The organism is Clostridium sp. LIBA-8553 (assembly GCF_057782465.1).
This window is the reverse complement of record NZ_CM173489.1, coordinates 698,363-717,101: the sequence shown is the minus strand read 5'-3', so window position 1 is coordinate 717,101 and position 18,739 is coordinate 698,363. Positions and strand designations below refer to the sequence as shown.

At 28.0% G+C, this 18,739-nt stretch carries 12 protein-coding genes and 1 other annotated feature; of the genes, 3 read left to right on the top strand and 9 right to left on the bottom strand.

Annotated elements, in window-relative coordinates; translation table 11 throughout:
* Positions 1-132: 132 nt before the first annotated feature.
* Together AC2JAQ_RS02985 and trpS are read right to left on the bottom strand one after the other, a co-directional pair.
* Positions 133-675, bottom strand: coding sequence for a hypothetical protein (locus AC2JAQ_RS02985; RefSeq protein WP_488457835.1), 543 nt, complete (start codon positions 673-675; stop codon positions 133-135).
* Positions 676-1,012: 337 nt separating this feature from the next.
* On the bottom strand, positions 1,013-2,011 hold the full coding sequence (gene trpS / locus AC2JAQ_RS02980; RefSeq protein ID WP_488457834.1) for a tryptophan--tRNA ligase: 999 nt from the start codon (positions 2,009-2,011) through the stop codon (positions 1,013-1,015).
* Positions 2,012-2,207: 196 nt separating this feature from the next.
* Positions 2,208-2,423 (bottom strand) — a binding site (T-box leader).
* A gap of 333 nt (positions 2,424-2,756) precedes the next feature.
* Here trpS and brnQ point away from each other — a divergent pair.
* The 3 genes from brnQ (at position 2,757) to AC2JAQ_RS02965 (ending at position 6,901) form a co-directional block, all read left to right on the top strand.
* Positions 2,757-4,031: a branched-chain amino acid transport system II carrier protein gene (gene brnQ / locus AC2JAQ_RS02975; protein WP_488457833.1), complete on the top strand. Its 1,275-nt coding sequence runs from the start codon at positions 2,757-2,759 to the stop codon at positions 4,029-4,031.
* 277 nt (positions 4,032-4,308) lie between these two features.
* Positions 4,309-5,316 (top strand): LCP family protein, encoded by a 1,008-nt coding sequence (locus tag AC2JAQ_RS02970; protein WP_488457832.1) that lies wholly within the window; start codon positions 4,309-4,311, stop codon positions 5,314-5,316.
* A gap of 97 nt (positions 5,317-5,413) precedes the next feature.
* Positions 5,414-6,901: a cell wall-binding protein gene (locus tag AC2JAQ_RS02965; RefSeq protein WP_488457831.1), complete on the top strand. Its 1,488-nt coding sequence runs from the start codon at positions 5,414-5,416 to the stop codon at positions 6,899-6,901.
* A gap of 120 nt (positions 6,902-7,021) precedes the next feature.
* Here AC2JAQ_RS02965 and AC2JAQ_RS02960 read toward each other — a convergent pair whose 3' ends face one another.
* The 7 genes from AC2JAQ_RS02960 to AC2JAQ_RS02930 form a co-directional block, all read right to left on the bottom strand.
* Positions 7,022-7,705, bottom strand: a complete 684-nt coding sequence (locus tag AC2JAQ_RS02960) for a sugar phosphate nucleotidyltransferase (protein WP_488457830.1) — start codon at positions 7,703-7,705, stop codon at positions 7,022-7,024.
* A gap of 160 nt (positions 7,706-7,865) precedes the next feature.
* Positions 7,866-8,834, bottom strand: a complete 969-nt coding sequence (locus AC2JAQ_RS02955; protein ID WP_488457829.1) for a DMT family transporter — start codon at positions 8,832-8,834, stop codon at positions 7,866-7,868.
* 30 nt (positions 8,835-8,864) lie between these two features.
* Positions 8,865-10,733: a phosphotransferase gene (locus tag AC2JAQ_RS02950; RefSeq protein WP_488457828.1), complete on the bottom strand. Its 1,869-nt coding sequence runs from the start codon at positions 10,731-10,733 to the stop codon at positions 8,865-8,867.
* 130 nt (positions 10,734-10,863) lie between these two features.
* Positions 10,864-12,522, bottom strand: coding sequence for an N-acetylmuramoyl-L-alanine amidase family protein (locus AC2JAQ_RS02945; RefSeq protein WP_488457827.1), 1,659 nt, complete (start codon positions 12,520-12,522; stop codon positions 10,864-10,866).
* A gap of 119 nt (positions 12,523-12,641) precedes the next feature.
* Entirely contained in the window at positions 12,642-15,320 is a 2,679-nt protein-coding gene (locus AC2JAQ_RS02940) for an N-acetylmuramoyl-L-alanine amidase family protein (protein ID WP_488457826.1), read from the bottom strand.
* A gap of 114 nt (positions 15,321-15,434) precedes the next feature.
* Positions 15,435-17,156, bottom strand: coding sequence for a M14 family zinc carboxypeptidase (locus AC2JAQ_RS02935; RefSeq protein WP_488457825.1), 1,722 nt, complete (start codon positions 17,154-17,156; stop codon positions 15,435-15,437).
* Between the two features lie 123 nt (positions 17,157-17,279).
* Positions 17,280-18,731: an oligosaccharide flippase family protein gene (locus tag AC2JAQ_RS02930; RefSeq protein ID WP_488457824.1), complete on the bottom strand. Its 1,452-nt coding sequence runs from the start codon at positions 18,729-18,731 to the stop codon at positions 17,280-17,282.
* Positions 18,732-18,739 lie beyond the last annotated feature (8 nt).

Sequence of the window (18,739 nt, the reverse complement as noted above, 5' to 3'; positions counted from 1 at the left end):
TTTATTTATTCCTTTTAGTAAATTATCCTCTTCACTAATTAAATTTAAAAGTATTAATATTATTTAGTCACTATACCCCTTAAAACATAGTTCTTAACAACTTTTATATCTAGAAAAACCTTTACTTTCCCCCTATACTTTTACTAATTCTTCTTTTCCCAAAACTTGATGACTAGTCTTTTCATTTATTAATCTTACCACTTTATTCATTTCATATTGATCTCGTCCTTTAATTTTATATTCTTCGCCATTATTTAAAAATATAGTAATTAAATAAACATATCTATTAGCTGTATTATTTATGCTAATTTCTTTAACATCTTTAAAATTTAACGTTTTCTCTCCATTTACAAAAAGAACAAAATCATTCTTTCTTATAATAATAGTACTTTTAATATTTTCCTTTGTAGTATATATAACCATTCCAACACAAAAAATAATAGTTAATAATCTCCATATAATTGATGTAAGATTATCAGGTTCCCTTGCCATAACTCCAATTACCAAATCAAAAGCAAAAAATATTGTTAATACGTTTGATAGTTTATCATATAATAAACTAATACCTTTTGAATCTGTTTTTTTCTTTTCTAATTTAATAGCTTTTAATTGATTATTCCTATAAATAATCAATCCACCTAATATTAAAATACACATAATTAATCTGCCAATCATAAAATACTCCTTTGTTTACCCTTCTAAAAGTAAGTTCTCCCAAATCAAACTTCACAATTTGTTCATTTTCTTTATTATAGCATTTTTACAAATTAAAGAAAATATGAATTTTTCTGTATAAAAAATCACTAGATATAACTAAAGTAATATTTAAATAAGTGATTAGAATTTCATTTATTCTTTAATAAATATAACATTAAAAGGCTGAGACTGTTTTACCAATGGGCGTTTCGAAGCCTTAGTTATATTTATGGCAGAATGAATATAAATTCTTCACGAAATTCAATAATTACTAAGCTATATCTAGTGAACCTTTACTTAATAAAGCTATTAATTCCTATCTTGGGATTAATCCTATTTTCTTTTGCATTTTTCTTAATGTTTTCATTGCAGTATAATTTGCTTTTTCTGCACCACTCTTATATATTTCTTCTAAAGCTTTTTTATCACTTAATAAAGCCTTAACTTTTTCTTGAACTGGCGCTAATTCCTCAACTATTGCATCTCCAACATCCTTTTTGAAGTCAGCATATCCTTTTCCATTATACATTTCAACAACCTCTTCTGGAGTATTTCCTTTTATCGCACAAAGAATATTGATTAAATTCTTTACTCCTGGCTGTTCATCAGTATAGTTTACAACCCCAATACTATCTGTTACTGCTCTTGAAATTTTCTTTCTTATAACATTAGGTTCATCCATTATTAATATGAAACCATTTGGATTAGCATCTGATTTGGACATCTTTTTGCTTGGATCTTGTAAGTCCATTATTTTTGCTCCTTCTTTTGGAACATATCCATCTGGTATAGTGAATGTTGGACTATACGTATTATTAAATCTAGTAGCTATATCTCTTGCAAGCTCTAAATGTTGCATTTGATCTTTTCCCACTGGTACAAGATCTGCATTGTATAAAAGTATATCTGCTGCCATAAGAACTGGGTAATTAAATAATCCTGCTCCTATTGAATCTCCCATTTTCTTTGATTTATCTTTATATTGAGTCATTCTACTTAATTCACCCATGTATGAATTACATGTTAAAAGCCATGAAGCCTCTGAATGAGCTGGTACATGTGATTGGATAAATAAAGTGTTTTCTTCTGGTTTTATACCTGATGCTATGTATATAGCTAAAACTTCTAAAGTTCTTCTTCTTAAATCAGCTGGTAATTGTTTTACTGTTATTGCATGTAAATCAACAACACAGAAATAACAGTCATATTCCTCTTGTAATTTAGTCCAGTTTTTTATGGCTCCTAGATAATTTCCTAATGTTAAATCACCTGATGGTTTTATTCCACTAAAAATAATTTTTTTCTTATCTTCCATTACTACTCTGTCTCTATACTAAAACATAAAATTATATCAAGAGACAGATACACCTCCCTTATTTTAATTACTATATAAAATTTAACTTATTTTTCTTGAATAAAGCTCTTAATTAAATCTACGTTATTTAAAAACTTTAAATAGATCATCTTATTTATTAATTTAAAAATAAAAAAGTCCTATAAGCCATAAAGACTTATAGGACGAATATATCGTGGTACCACCTAATATTACAAAGATAAACTCTTTGCATCTCTACCTTGTAACGTAAGGATTACGATTTAGAATACTAAAAATTCCTCTAAACACCTCAAAGATCCATTCAACTTAATCATAACTATCATACTCTCAGCAACATATGACTCTCTGTAAGTCTGGTTTTAAGCCTACTAATTCTTTTCATAGATATTTTATATTAACTTTAATGTTATTTTATCATTTTTTTACTTTTAGTCAAGAATATTTCTTTTATTAAATTATTGATAAGTTAGAAATTATCTATATGCGCTAAACGCCCACATTAACATTAAATCAATATTTTCTTTATTTTTTTATTAATTTATCAATTTTATATTCTTATTATTTCATTTATAAAATATTTTTATTGATTTTATTTAACATTGTGATAATATATTATTATAACTTTTATAAATAAAATTAAAAATTACTCAAAGAATAATAATGAAATATTATAGAAAATTGTTACGAAATTTAATTTAATTATTTCAGAAAGATGAGGTGTATTATGAATAACAAAAGATCAGACTTTTTAGTAATCGGCTTTGCATTATTTTCAATGTTTTTAGGTGCAGGTAACCTTATTTTCCCTCCTTTTTTAGGAAGAAATTTAGGACCTGACTACTACTTAGGTATTATAGGCTTTATAATAACTGGTGTTGGTGTTCCTCTACTTGGAATACTATCTTCAATGAGAGTTAACGGAAAATTTGAATTATTCGGAGATAAAGTTGGTAAGAAGTTCTCATTAATATATTCAATAGCCTTGTTTATACTTATAGGACCATTATTGGCTATACCAAGAACAGCGGCTACTACATATGAATTGGCTTTTGCCCCTAACTTCCCTAACATAAATTATTTTGCAATAATAGTTGCTTACTTCTTAATAAACTTAATATTTGTATTAAAGCCATCAAAAGTTATAGATGTTTTAGGTAAATTCTTAACTCCTATATTATTAGCAATATTATTTTTCTTAATAGCTAAAGGAGTTCTTAATCCAATAGATGCCTTAACAACATCATATACTCCTGATGCTCTTTCTATATCATTACTTGAAGGATATCAAACAATGGATGCAATTGCAGCTGTTATATTCTCTTCAATAATATTAGGTTCAATAAAAGCTAAAGGATATACTGGTAAATCTAGTTTTAAAATACTTATTAAAGCTGCAGTTATTGCAATCGGAGGTTTGGCAATAATTTATGGTGGATTAATATTCCTTGGTGCTCATACTGGAAACCAAGCTTTAGATTTATCAAATTCTCAATTATTACTTTTCGTAGCTGAAAGTATTCTAGGACATGCAGGAGCAATATTAATAGGAATATCAATGGCATTAGCTTGCTTAACAACATCAATAGGATTACTTTCTGCTGGCGGAAGCTTCTTTGAAAGAGTTTCTAATGGAAAGCTACCATATAAATTCAATGTTATATTAATGACTATAACAAGTATATTCGTTGCTAGCATAGGATTAGATAACATAATATCATTATCAGCTACTTTACTTGGTATTATATATCCAGTAACAATAGTTCTTATATTATTAAATCTATTCCATAAGAGAATAACTAATCCACTTACTCCTAAAGTTACTGTATATGTTACTTTAACATTCAGTATATTAATAACTTTAGCTGGTTTTATACCTGGATTAGAAAACTTTGTTTCTTTACTTCCACTATACTCTAAAGGATTTGGCTGGTTATTACCTGCATTAGTAGGATTTATAATACCTAGTATTATTCCTGTAAGAAAAACTGCTACAGCTTAGAAAATATTAGCTTGCAATAGAAAACAAAGGATTTTTTAAATTTCTTTGTTCCTTCTACTTGCAAGCTATTTTTAATTTCAAAGTTTATACAATTAAATAAATTAAAATGTATATCTTTCTATATCTTTTTTTAAGGTAAAAGAATCTGTAATTTTTAATATTTTTCTTGCTACTTAAATTGTCTTTTAATTATTTAATAAGTATATCCATAACTTTACAACTAATACAATACGATGCTACAATTATTCTATAATTTTAAAAAGGAAGGATGTTTACATTGGCAAATAACAAAAATAAAAAAGGAAAATCGAAAAAATCTGCTAAAAATCGTAAGTTAATAATAACACTTTCGATTATAGGACTTTTAATAGTAGGTTTAGTAGGTGGAGTTGCTACCTATGGGTTAACAATGCTTAACAAAATGAATAAAGTTGATTTAAATGAGGAGGATCTTGGAATAAATAAAGATGTTGATGAAAAGCTTTCAAAATATGATGGTATAACTAACATAGCTTTATTTGGAATTGATGCAACTGAGGGGAATAATGGTAGATCAGACGCTATAATGATTGCTACCATTGATAAGATACATAAAAAACTTAAATTAACTTCAATAATGAGAGACTCTTATGTAGATATTCAAGGACATGGAAAAGATAAAATAAACCATGCTTATGCTTTTGGTGGACATGAGTTAGCATTAAAAACTTTAAATGAAAACTTTGATTTAAACATTAAAGATTTTGCTACAGTTAACTTCTCATCACTACCTAAAATAATAGATTCTGTTGGCGGAATAGAATTGGATATAAGATCTGACGAACTTCAATATATAAATAATTATATAAATGAACTTAATACTTTAAATAAAACAAATGCACCTAATATAACATCCACAGGTGTTCAACATGTTAATGGAACTCAAGCTTTAGCTTACTGTAGAATAAGATATACTTCTGGCGGTGATGGAGAAAGAACTGAAAGACAAAGGATAGTTTTAAGTAAACTATTTGAAAAATTCACTCAAGTTTCTCCAAGTAAATATCCATCAATATTAAATGAACTTATGCCTATGGTGACTACTAGTCTTTCTTCTAGTGATATTTTAAGCCTTGCAACAACAGTTGCATCTATGGGTAGTTCTGGATTAGAACAAGAAAGATTCCCTAAGGATACTTACTCAAAAGGTGAAATGATAAAAGGTGTTTATTACTTAGCTTTTGACAAAGATGCTACTGTTAAACAAATTCATAATTATATCTTTGAAGATATAAAAATTGATTAAACAACTTAAATACAGCATATAATTCATATGCTGTATTTCCACGTAAAACCTTTTATGGTATATTGTTATTAAATATTTAATAGTTAAGGAGGAGCTAATGAATAAAAAAAAATTATCTTTAGTATTAACTTCATTTTTAATAATTAACTCTAGTAAAATTGTGTTTGCTAAAGAAATTAATCATTCTGAACAAAAGGTTGCTATTGAAAACTCAATAAATAATATAAACCAAGGCTGGATTAAGAAAGACTCCAAATGGTATTATTTAGACTCTAATAATCAACCTCATAAAGGTTGGTTAAATTTAAATGAAACATGGTATTACTTAGATACTGCTAATGGTGAAATGAAAACTGGATTTCAAGAAATAAATGGGCATAAATATTACTTTGATTTATATAATGGCTTTATGAAAACTGGCTGGGTTAAATCTAATGGTGAGTACTATTTCTTTGGTAAAGATGGCGCTATGAGAACTGGTTGGATTAACGATGGTTGGACTGATTATTATTTAAAACAAGATGGTACAATTTATAAAGGTTGGCTAGATGATGGACTTAACAAATATTTTATGGATGATAATGGTCAAATGAAAAAAGGCTGGGTTAAATATAACGGAGAATATTACTTCTTTGGTCCTGATGGCGCTATGAGAACTGGCTGGATTAATGATGGTTGGACTGACTATTATTTAAAACAAGATGGTACAATCTATAAAGGTTGGTTAGATGACGGACTTAACAAATATTTTATGGATGATAATGGTCAAATGAAAAAAGGTTGGGTTAAATATAACGGAGAATATTATTTCTTTGGTCCTGATGGCGCCATGAGAACTGGTTGGATTAATGATGGTTGGACGGATTATTATTTAAATTCAAACGGAACTCCTCATACTGGTTGGCTTAATTATGATGGTAATAAATATTATTTAAACAAAGATGGATCCATAAAAAAAACATGGCTTTTCCTAGATAATAAATGGTATTACTTCGAAAACAATGGAGTAATGGTCAAAAACGCTGAAAAAAGCATCAATGGTAATACCTATAAATTTGATTCAGATGGCGTAATGATTACTGATAAATGGTTTGGTTCTACTTATGTAAATAAAGATGGAATTGTACTATATGGTTCACCATCTAGATCTCATTCATATACTCAGTACAAGCTATTTAATTATATGAGTAATGAGAATAACAGAGAATCTGTTCATCAGGCTGCAATAGATCTTCATGGTGGCGAAACAACTAATAACTGTGTTTACTTTACTTCTGAAGCACTAAGAAGAGCAGGTGTTGATATCCCTCTATATGTAGCAAATACTTACCAACTTGAAAGAGCATTACTTTCTAGAGGATGGGTTAAATCTACAAATATAAGTGATCTTAGACCAGGTGATGTAGTATTCTCTTCATATAAGCACTCATTTACTTTTATGAACTGGTATAATAACGATTATGCCTATATAGTAGATAATCAAAAAAAATATTTTGGATCAGTTCTTCATAAAAGACTGGTATCAGTAGATGATCCAGTTAATGATACTATAAGAGCAACACATTTCTTTTATTTACCGAAATAATATATGTTAAAAAGCATCTTTAAGTACTAAATCTATTAATCATTATTGAAATTTATCTTAATTTATAAAATAAAAGGACAAGCTATTAATTAAAATCATTTAGTTAATAGCTTGTCTTTATTATTTCTCAACTATTGATTTAACGTAATCTAATTCTTCTAAATTATCAATTTCATAAATACTATCTTCTGAAATCTTTTTAATATGGATATCTAGCTTAGAAATATTATTTTTCACAATATCATCCCAATATAAGTTGCTAAAATCGCCATTTTCAACCATGTCTTCAATTTCTTTAACTATTATGTCAGTATCTTTTTTATCCCAATAAGATACTCCACATAATATATACCCTTCATTATCTCCAACCTCTATATCATTAACCTTTAAATTTTCATCAAAGTGAAGTTTCCATTCGCCTTTAAATCCTTTTTTATTAGCAGAAAAATACATTGATGTTTCAGGATTTTGTAGTAAGAAGTTTTCTGCTATATAAACATCAGCATCTACAACATATGTATCTTCTAAATATTCTCTTACTAAATACATAGTGTATATATTATTATAAACATCATATTTATCATTATGAACTAATTTTACTCCATATTTATCTTTTAAATACTCAAATTTTTCTGCAAGATAACCTGTAACTACAATAATTTCTTCTACACCCTTCTCTTTTAAAAACTCTATTTGTCTTTCTAAAAGAGGTTTCCCATTGACTTGTATAAGTGACTTAGGTGTATCTAAAGTTAATGGTCTTAATCTAGTTCCCATTCCTGCTGCTAGTAATATTGCTCTCATTTATTAAATCTCCTTTATTATTCGCTACAAACTTAATTTATACTTATTCTTCTCATTAAATACTCTATTTTAAATAATATTAATTCTAAAATATATAATAATTTCTTAACTTATAAGCTATTATTGCTTATTTCAAGATATAATTTTAATTATTTAATAACTATGCTACAGAATTAGTAACATTAGTTAATTCCTCTTCATGAGCTGGTTGAGTTGCAACTACAAACGAACCTATCATAACCATTAAAGCACATATAACCATCTTAATAGTTATATCGTGTCCTAATAAGAATTTATCAAAGACCATAGCCCAAACAACATAAGTTATATTAAGCCCCATTGCTCTTGTTGGCCCTAACTTATGTATAGCCGTATAATAACATACATAAGAAATAGTTCCCATTAAAGCTGTTATTATTATGACCCAAAGGATATTTCCCTTTAAAGCCTCAAATACTAATGGATAAGCCTTTAACAAAGGAAGAATTATTAACCCTGAACAAACCGCTGATATAAATTGACGAATCTGCAAAGCTTGTTTAGGATTTATTTCTTCATCTTTCATTCCATAGGAACATATTACAGACTCTGCTCCCCATCCTAGAACGCTTAGTCCAGCGAATAAAAATCCTATTATATTTGCCTCGCCGCCATTATTGCTAAATCCTAAAAGTGCTATTCCTAATATGCTTATTATTAATCCAACATAACCTTTTTTGCTAATTCTCTCTTTTAAGAATATAGCAGCTAAAACAGCTCCAACAGCTGGATATATTGATGATATGGTAGCTGCATATGAAGGTCCTATATATTTAACAGAAAGCAAATATCCTATCATTCCTATTGGACCTCCAAGTATAGATGCTAAAACAACATATTTTGTACTTGGTGTCTTTAATGCCTTAAAAAGTTTTCCAACTTGTCTTGTACAAACCATATAAAGAAACATCCATAAAGTTGAAAATAAATCATGTAAAAATGTACTAACAAAAGGTGCTAACACTATAGCTACCTCTGTATTTATGAATGGAGCCATTGATAATATAACTCCAACTAAAACAGTATCCAGCCCCCAAGCTATAGCAGACATCACTCCGCTTCCATAGCCTTTATAATTACTTTTAAACATATGACCTCTCCTTAAAACTAATAAATTTAATTATTGCCCCATTAAAACTTTATCTAATACCTCTAAATTTTTCTTTCCTCTATTATATCTGTCTATTCCATAAGTTCCAAAGTCGTCTCCTTGAGCCTCTTTAAGCACAGTCCATATACTCCATAAAAAATCCTGACATATTTTATAAATAAGAATTCTTATCTTATGTTTTTCTTCAGTTGAATTATTAAAGTATAAATTTAAGAATAACTCCTCATCATCCTCTGAAAAATCACACTCTATTGAATGTGCTGCTAAATCCCACATAGGATCATTTAATCCACTATATTCCCAATCTATTAAGAACATTCTTTCGTTAATATCTTTAACAAAATTCTCTGGAACAGTATCATTATGACATGGCTTTATTTCCATTCCGTATTTATCCAAAGTTTTTTCTAATTTTAATACCCTTTCTTTAATTTCATAGTAATCTTTAAAAAGAGTACCATTAACCTTCTTAACAATATTCTCATAATCCTCTATTTTCTCAAAAACATTAAATCTATTTTTCATCTTTAAATTAGAATTATGTAAAGTTCTTAAGGCACCTACAACTAACTCCATATTTTCTTTCTTTTTAGCTGTTGCTGGATTAAGAGTTTCTGCTCCTTCTATAAGTTCAGCTATTTTAACTCCTGATTCCTCATCAAAGAAAAGTATCTTAGCATCTATTCCCTCTTCAGCCGCTAGCTTAGAATTTATCATTTCATCTTTTCTATTTATCATAGAACTTGTACCAGCACCAGGTATTCTAACTATGTAAGCTTTATTATTTACAAAGGCTTTATAGTTTTTATTAGTCATACCACCAACAGGAAGTATCTCTTTTATATCCTTTTCACTAATTCCTAAACCTTCAATTATAGCATTCTTAACTTGCTCTATCTTATACTGCATTTCTCTTCTTCTTATCATAGGAATAATATGTTTTTTTACCTTCTCATATTGCTCCTCATTATCAATTTCTCCCCACACAAGATCATTTATTTTTTCATATCCAACCTTATAATTTCTAGCTACATCTAGCATAGTGTATTCGTAATTCATATATGGATTTATGTTATATTTAAATTCTTCTAACATCATTTTAAATAGTTTATATGATATTTTACTTATACCTATCATTTCACCATCTATCTTATTAAACTGATGTATGTCCTTTGACATTTTAAAAAGATAACCATCTCTTATTTCAACAAAAGCTTCATCACCCGATCCACTTTCATTAGTAATTAAAATACAATCTCTATTTTCATTTTTAATAATTTGCTCTACAGCTCTACTTTCAAAAACAAGATCATTTTCTACTAATATAAAGTCATCATTTATATGTTCCTTAGCTAACTCTAAAGAACTCATAGTACCTGTCCATTTATAGTTAGAATTTGTTACACAAACAATTGATGAGTCTTTTTCTGCTAGATTCTCATAATACTCTTTCTTATAGCCAGTTACTATAACAATCTTTTCTATTCCATTTGATTTTAAGGACTCAATTATTCTATCAATAATTTTAAATTCTTCAATTTCTAAGAACCCTACTGGCTTTCCAAAACTTCCTTTACCACCAGCACCTAAAATTACAGCTTGCTTCACTTTATAGAATTTATCTTTATGTATAGCTAATTTTGTATTTTTTATTTTATCTAATGAATTTTCTAGTAAAGCAATACCTGCTTCTGTTACTTCATACTTAACATTTCTCTTATCTATATCATTCTTTGTTATATATTCACTATTTAACAATTCTTTAAGCAAAGAATTTACTTTCCCAACAGAAATATCTAGTCTTTCTGCTAGTTTTCTTTGACTTATATTTTCTTCATCATTTAAGACCTTCAATATTTCAACCTCATATGTTAACATTCCTCTTCCCCTTTCGTTCATTTTTTGAACATTTATATAATATCACAAATTTTACCTTATTACAATTAAAAGGTAGATTCAAAATAAGAATCTACCTTTAATTAATATGCTCTTTTATATGATTATAGATTTATCTAACACACACATTACAAGGATCGTTTTTACCCTTAGCTTTGGCTTCACTTAGACTCATGCTTAATATTTGAGAACTTCTTTTTAATGTTGTGCAATTTTTGCTATAATGATAACTTGTTCCATTTGGTGTTACATATACAGTTGAATTATTTTTAATAGGTGTTGCTATTCCATTTTCAGCTATTTTCCATCCATCTATACTTGTATTTTTACTCATTACACCCGAATCATTAAAATGATACCAATTATCTCCTATTGTTTGCCAACCAGTTCTCATTGCTCCATCTGATCCTAAATAATATCTTACTCCATTTTCATCAAACCAACCTTTTTTCACTGTACCATTGTTATTTAAGAAATAATAAGCATATCCATCATTTATCCAACCAGTTCTCATTGCTCCATCTGGTCCGAAGAAATAGTATTCACCATTATGGTTAACCCAACCTTTTCTCATCTGACCATTATCATCCATAAAATATTTATTTAGACCATCATCTAGCCATCCTTTATAGATTGTTCCATCCTTCTTTAAATAATAGTCTGTCCAACCATCGTTTATCCATCCTGTTCTCATTGCTCCATCTGGTCCAAAGAAATAATATTCTCCATTATATTTAACCCAACCTTTTCTCATTTGACCATTATCATCCATAAAATATTTGTTAAGGCCATCATCTAGCCATCCTTTATAGATTGTTCCATCCTTCTTTAAATAATAGTCTGTCCAACCATCGTTTATCCATCCTGTTCTCATTGCTCCGTCTGGTCCAAAAAAATAATCTTTATTACCATCATTCACCCAACCAGTTTTCATATTTCCATTTGTATCAAAATAATACTTATTTCCGTTGATATCTTTGTGCCCTGTTACCATTTGTCCAGTTTCATTATCTAAATAATACCAAATGTTGTTTAAATTAAGCCAACCTTTAACAATTTCACCTTTATCATTAATATAATACCACTTATTATTTTCATTTTTCCATGTCGGTTCATTAGCTATCACTTTTATTTTATGAGAAATAGTTTTTACTGTACCATCTTCATCCTTTATATCACAGAATAATTCTTTTTCTCCATACTCATTAAATTTAGTAACTAATGTAGAATCATATGAATATTCTTTTATTAAATCCTTTTTAGTATAGAATTTATATTTATGTCTTCCATTTCCACCTGAAGAAATAACATTAAATTTAATATCATTTCCTATAATAGCTTTATCAGTCGTTTCAGAAAATCTTGCTTGTATAGGTGCTGAATAATTGTAACTCTTAAAATGACTATCACTAATACCATATACGTCCGTTACTGTAACAGAAATATTATATGTACCATAATTAGTTAACTCTAATTCATTATATGGAGTATATGTAGATATACTATTCATATATCCCGGCCCTCTAACTGATATATTATAAGAATTTCCATTATAATTATTATTAGTATTTATTTTTATTGCAACCTTATCATTATCTAATCTTTCTACGTCAACAGATGATATAAAATCAGCATTTCCATTCTTCGCACTAATATTTTGACTAATGTTATTTTCATTTTTTTCCGCAGCTTGTACACTTATAGTTCCTGTTGTTAAAATTAGGCTACCAATAAGAACTCCAGTTAAACTTGTAATAAATTTTCTTTTCATAAAATTACCTCCTAATATGCTATTTAATTTTAGTATAAATTGGCTTTATTTTCAAAATTTTTTTCTATTAAATTTCGACAAATAAAAACAAGACAGCACATTTATGTGCTGCCTTGTTCTTATTTTGTGGCAATTCCATTATTATCTATTTTCCAACCATCTATTGTTGTATTTCTCACCATAGCTCCTGAGGTATTAAAATAATACCAATTATCATCAATATTATACCAACCTAATTTCATATCTCCCTCAGATCCTAAATAATATTTTTGACCATTCTCTTCTAACCAACCAGTATGAATAGTTCCATCTTTTTTTAAGAAATAATAAGCATATCCATCATTTATCCATCCAGTTCTCATTGCTCCATCTGGTCCAAAGAAATAGTATTCACCATTATATTTAACCCAGCCTTTTCTCATTTGACCATTTTCATCCATAAAGTATTTATTTAAGCCATCATCTAGCCATCCTTTATAGATTGTTCCATCCTTCTTTAAATAATAGTCCGTCCAACCATCATTTATCCATCCAGTTTTCATAGTTCCATCTTTACCAAAAAACCTATACTCTCCATTATAATTAACCCAACCCGTTCTCATATAACCGCTTTCATCAAGATAATATTTATATCCATCTATCTCTTGAAGTCCAGTTTTCATTTCTCCAGTATTAGGATCTAAATAGTACCAATATCCACTTAGATCTAACCATCCTTTTGCTAATGTTCCATCTGGGTGTTGGTAATAAAATTTACCATTTTCATTAATCCAACTAGATGGTTTAGTTACATCCTTACCTTGGTTTATTAATTTCACATTAGAAATTGGAGTATATCCACTTTTCCAATCATAATCCCCACTTATTTTTCCATTGCTTATAGGAGTAGTTCTATCTGGTTGTATAGTATAACTTAAGTTATTATTTATATTCTTCTTATTTAAATCATTTATTATTACAGCAGTACCAATTTTACCAACTTTACTACTCTCCATACTTCCTATATTATATAATAAATTTCCTGATTTATCTGTTACTTTACTATTTTCTACATATAATCCTAACTGATATTTATCATACTCAGTTAATCCCGCTAATCCATTTCCAGATATATGATAATCTACTTTATAGAAATTACTTGCTGCCTTTTCTCCCCAGAATGGATCTGATGCATATTGAATATTTGCTCCAAAGCCTTTGTTTCCTAAAGCGGCTCCATTGTAAGACCAGTTATATGGATCTGCATATCCTCTAGACATTTGATATTTTGCAAATTCATTTATACATTGTTCAACACTTTCAAAATAAAATGCATCATCTGGATTTGAATCAACAGCACCTATTCCAAATAAATTATTTTTATTTCTTGCATAATATGAAGTACCCCATGCTGATTCATTTATAGCTATTCCTAACATAGTTAATGCATTAACTCCATATTTATTTTGAGCCTCAATAAAATATTGACCTGTATTTCTAAGTTTACTATTAGAAGCTGCATTATTACTTATATATGTATTTATTTGATCAGCAGTAAAGCTTGTCTTACTTCTCATCGGCAAATAATAATAATAATTATAGTAAGGCTCATTAGCATTTACAGCATTTGCATGCGTATTATTCTGTAAATCACTTATTAACAAGTCTAAGCTTGTATAAAAATACTTTCCATCATAATTATAATATTTTTCCCATTCTTTTAAATAGCTTGGAGCTTTACCTAAAGGATAACGATAATATTCTTCACTACTCATTAAGTTATCGCTAATAAAATGGCTTAATTCACCATATCTATTAACATAGTTACTTGGATTTTCTACTTGGTTTAAAGGAACAATATCTATTGCATCTCTACTTATCCATCCTCTATACCCATTAACAACAACCTCTGCTGAATTTCCTTCATATTTTATTATAGGGACATCATCAATATATGAAGCTGCTATATAAGTAAACGTATTTTTCAATCCCGAATCTGAACAAATATTAATAGTACTTTGTCCACTAATCCCAACTACTCTACCTAATGCTTTTTCAGCATATATGACTTTACCTTCTGAATTTAAAATAATAGGCATTCCATCAACAGCAGCAAAACTTTGTACATTAGAACTATTATGTTCTGTTGATTTTTTTGCAATCGTATAGTCATCATAACTTCCTAGATAAACAAAAGTTCCATCATTCTTAGCTAAAGCAACCTCATAGTTTTTGTCTGTTTTAGGTTGTAAGCGCACTAATGATTCAAGTCCATTTGAATCTCTTATCTGTTCGTATTTTAGCTCTTTTCCATTATTATTTACACTGAAAAATTGGTAGGCTCTAGGGGTTGGATTGATATTTTTCTTTTCATAAACACTTCCAACTAATTCATCCTTCTTTTCAGTATTATTATCTTTATTAGTCGTTTGAACATTTTTGTTGTCTTCATTTTTTTCAGCTTCTTTTTTCTCGTCTACAGAAGTACTATTCTTGTTAAGATTATCTTCTTTATCTAAATTACTTTTTTGTTTGTCATCTTTACCCTGATTATTATCTTTTTTCATCTCAGTTTCTTGATCACTTATAGAAGATTTGTCTATATTTTCATTCTTTTCTTTTAAACCCTCTTTAACAGTATCTTCTTTTGCATCTACTGTATCCTTATTATTTTCTGAAGTTTTTTGATTATAACTATCAATATTTTTCTCTTGCTTACTATTAACAGTATTACTATTAACTTCAATTTCTGTGGCAAATACATTAGTTGTTGACAGTGCCACAACTATAGCCAACATAGCAGATGTTTTTCTTATCATCCTTAATCCTCCTAATAAAATATCTCTTATATTATATAATACTTTTTTAACTTATAAAATTTTCTTAGTATAAATAGAATTCGATAATACCTTAGTATTATCGAATTCTATAATTTAATTATTTAACAATATATTTACTAAAGCTCTTGAAAATTTACCTGAAAAATCTCTTCTTAATATATCTTCATGTGAACTTGGAACAGGGAATTCAACTAATACTGATTTGGCACCAATTGCATTTCCATAAGTTATTACAAATCCGCCAGGATATTTAGGTATATTTCTAAACCCAAACTCTTTATTAAAATAACTTGCTATGTGACTGTCACCTATAGTCTTATCTTCCCAACCATGAACATCTAATAATACTTTTTCAGTTGCTCCTCCCATAGTCTTATTTATAAAATTATATAAAGCTTTTGCTTCTGGTGATCCCAAATAACTATCTCCAGTATAATTTCTTGCACTATAATAAGGTGTAAATCCTACTGGGAAAGATCTGTTTATATCATTTCTTGTTGTTATGGTAGTTCTTCCTGGTCCATAATTTGTCCACCCATCAATTCTACCATCTGGATTAGCTGATGGAATTAAATAAACACTCCATTCACTTAAATCATCTGCGTTTGTTCCATTTTCATATTGTTTAACTAAAGTATTATAAGCTTTTTGAGCTATTAAATATAACTCTTGAGCATCACCATTCCAAGCATCCTCATAACCATGTACTCCAAAAACAGCAACTAAAACTTTTTTCCCACTTCCAACTCTGTAATATTCAAGGTCTCTACCACGTCCACTTTTCCCATATGTAGATTTCTCTATATATCTTCCACCAATCCCCTGACTATTTACATACCAATCTCCTATTACTTTATTTTTAGCCATAAATCCAGATTGTTCAAAATAATACCACTTATTATCTATATCTTGCCAACCTGTTCTCATTGCACCATCATTTCCTAAATAATACTTATTATTTCCTTCTGTAAACCATCCTTTAGTAACTTGTCCATTCTTATTCATAAAATAATATGCATATCCATCATTTATCCAACCTGTTCTCATAGCTCCATCTGGTCCAAAGAAATAATATTCTCCATCATGGTTGACCCAACCTTTTCTCATTTGACCATTTTCATCCATGAAATACTTATTAAGTCCATCATCTAACCAACCTTTATAGATTGTCCCATCTTTCTTTAAATAATAGTCTGTCCACCCATCATTTATCCATCCTGTTCTCATGGCTCCATCTGGTCCAAAGAAATAATATTCTCCATTATATTTTACCCAACCTTTTCTCATTTGACCGTTTTCATCCATGAAATACTTATTAAGTCCATCATCTAACCAACCTTTATAGATTGTCCCATCTTTCTTTAAATAATAGTCTGTCCACCCATCATTTATCCATCCTGTTCTCATGGCTCCATCTGGTCCAAAGAAATAATATTCTCCATTATATTTTACCCAACCAGTTTTCATAACACCACTATTGTCTAAGTAATACTTATATCCACCGATTTCCTTCATACCAGTTTGCATTACTCCAGTTGATGGATCTAAATAATAATATGTATTATTTAAATTTAACCATCCGGTATACTTAGTTCCGTCTGTATTAATATAATACCATTTTCCATTTTCCTCTATCCATCCAATAGTTTTCTTGTCACTTAAAGCATCAGTTTTTAATATTATGTTATTAGTCTTATTTGAATTATTCGCCACTTTAAGCTCAGTAGCTTTAACACTATTAAAAGTTAAAAATTGTACACTTAAAATACCACCTAATATAATATATTTAAGTTTTCTTCCTTTGGAAGTATGCATCACTACACCCCTTTTATTCAAATTAATTCATATTCGCTTAAATAATACCATATTTTTGGTTTTTTTACACTATTTTTTTACAATAATAAATGTTAAACATATTATGTTTAACATTTATTAATACTATCTTTTTAATTTAAAAATAATTTTATTAAATAACTCCATTAAAGTATTATCCTTTATTAATAATAGGATTCCAAAATATAAAATTCCATTTATACCTATAGCTAAAGCACTAACAATAAATATATTATTTATTGAATTAGTTATAAAACTAGTAATAGGTATAAATAGTAATGATATAAATAAATATTTACTTTTATCTAAAGAAAAAATATTAAAATCTAAATTTAATTTTTTCCTTATATATATACACTCTAATATTATAACTACGATATTTGCTATCATTGTAGTTATTATTGAGTATGTACCATTCAATAAGTTCATTTTTAAAAGAAGTATATTTAAAATTAGATTGATAAATCCTCCAATAAATATCATTTCAACTTGTTCTTTTTCTTTTTTCTTAACATACATGACTTGGTTACCAAGTATTGTTTCATATCCTAAAGTTATCATATATACGGAAAAAACAATAAGCATAGGAACTGAGTCTATATATTCTTGTCCACCATAGATAAGTATTATTTCTTTAGATAATACAGTCATTCCAATAGCAGCTGGGAATAATAACATAAAATATATTTTTGTTATTTTATCTAATAAACTTATATATTTTTCATCATTCTCCTTTGCAATATAATTTGATAATCTAGGTATTGTTGCATGTATTACCGATAATAATAAAGTGCTTATTATTGTACTTATATTCTGAGCTGCAGTATAATAACCCACCTCTTTAAGTCCAACAAATTCTCCTAAAAGAAATTTATCTAGTTGTGTATATAATACATTTACATTAGATAATATTACAACTAAAAACATAGGTTTTATATGTCTTACTATTTTTATTTCTTTAAAATTAAACTTTATGCTTTTCTTTATGTAAACATAACTTATTATATTATTTAAAACTGTAGATAAAACCAATAAATACAAATAATTATTAACATCTTTTGCACTTTTTACAAACATAAATAGTAATATTATATATATTATCCTAACAATAATTGTTTTTATTGTTATAAAATCATAATTTTCTAAAGCTTCATTTATCCATTCAACGTAAAATATGTTAGCAATTAAATTAAAAGTTAATATCATACAAGCGGTATATACAACTGTTCCAGAATACATATATTTTATGAAAAATACATATGCTATAGTTGTTAAAATAGTAGTCATTCCTGTAAATACAAATAAACTTGTAAATGTCTTTGATAATAACTCCTTGTCATGTCTAACTCTACTTATTTCTCTTAACCCATATTGATATACTCCAAATCCTGCAAATATGAAGAAATATCCAAATATAGTTTGGGCAAAGTTCACTGTACCCATAAGATCTGGTCCTAATTTTCTTAATACATATGGTCCTATTAGTATAGGTACTACTAAATTAAATAAATTAAGCAAAAACTTAAATATTATATTCTTAAAAATAGATTTACTCATAATTCCTC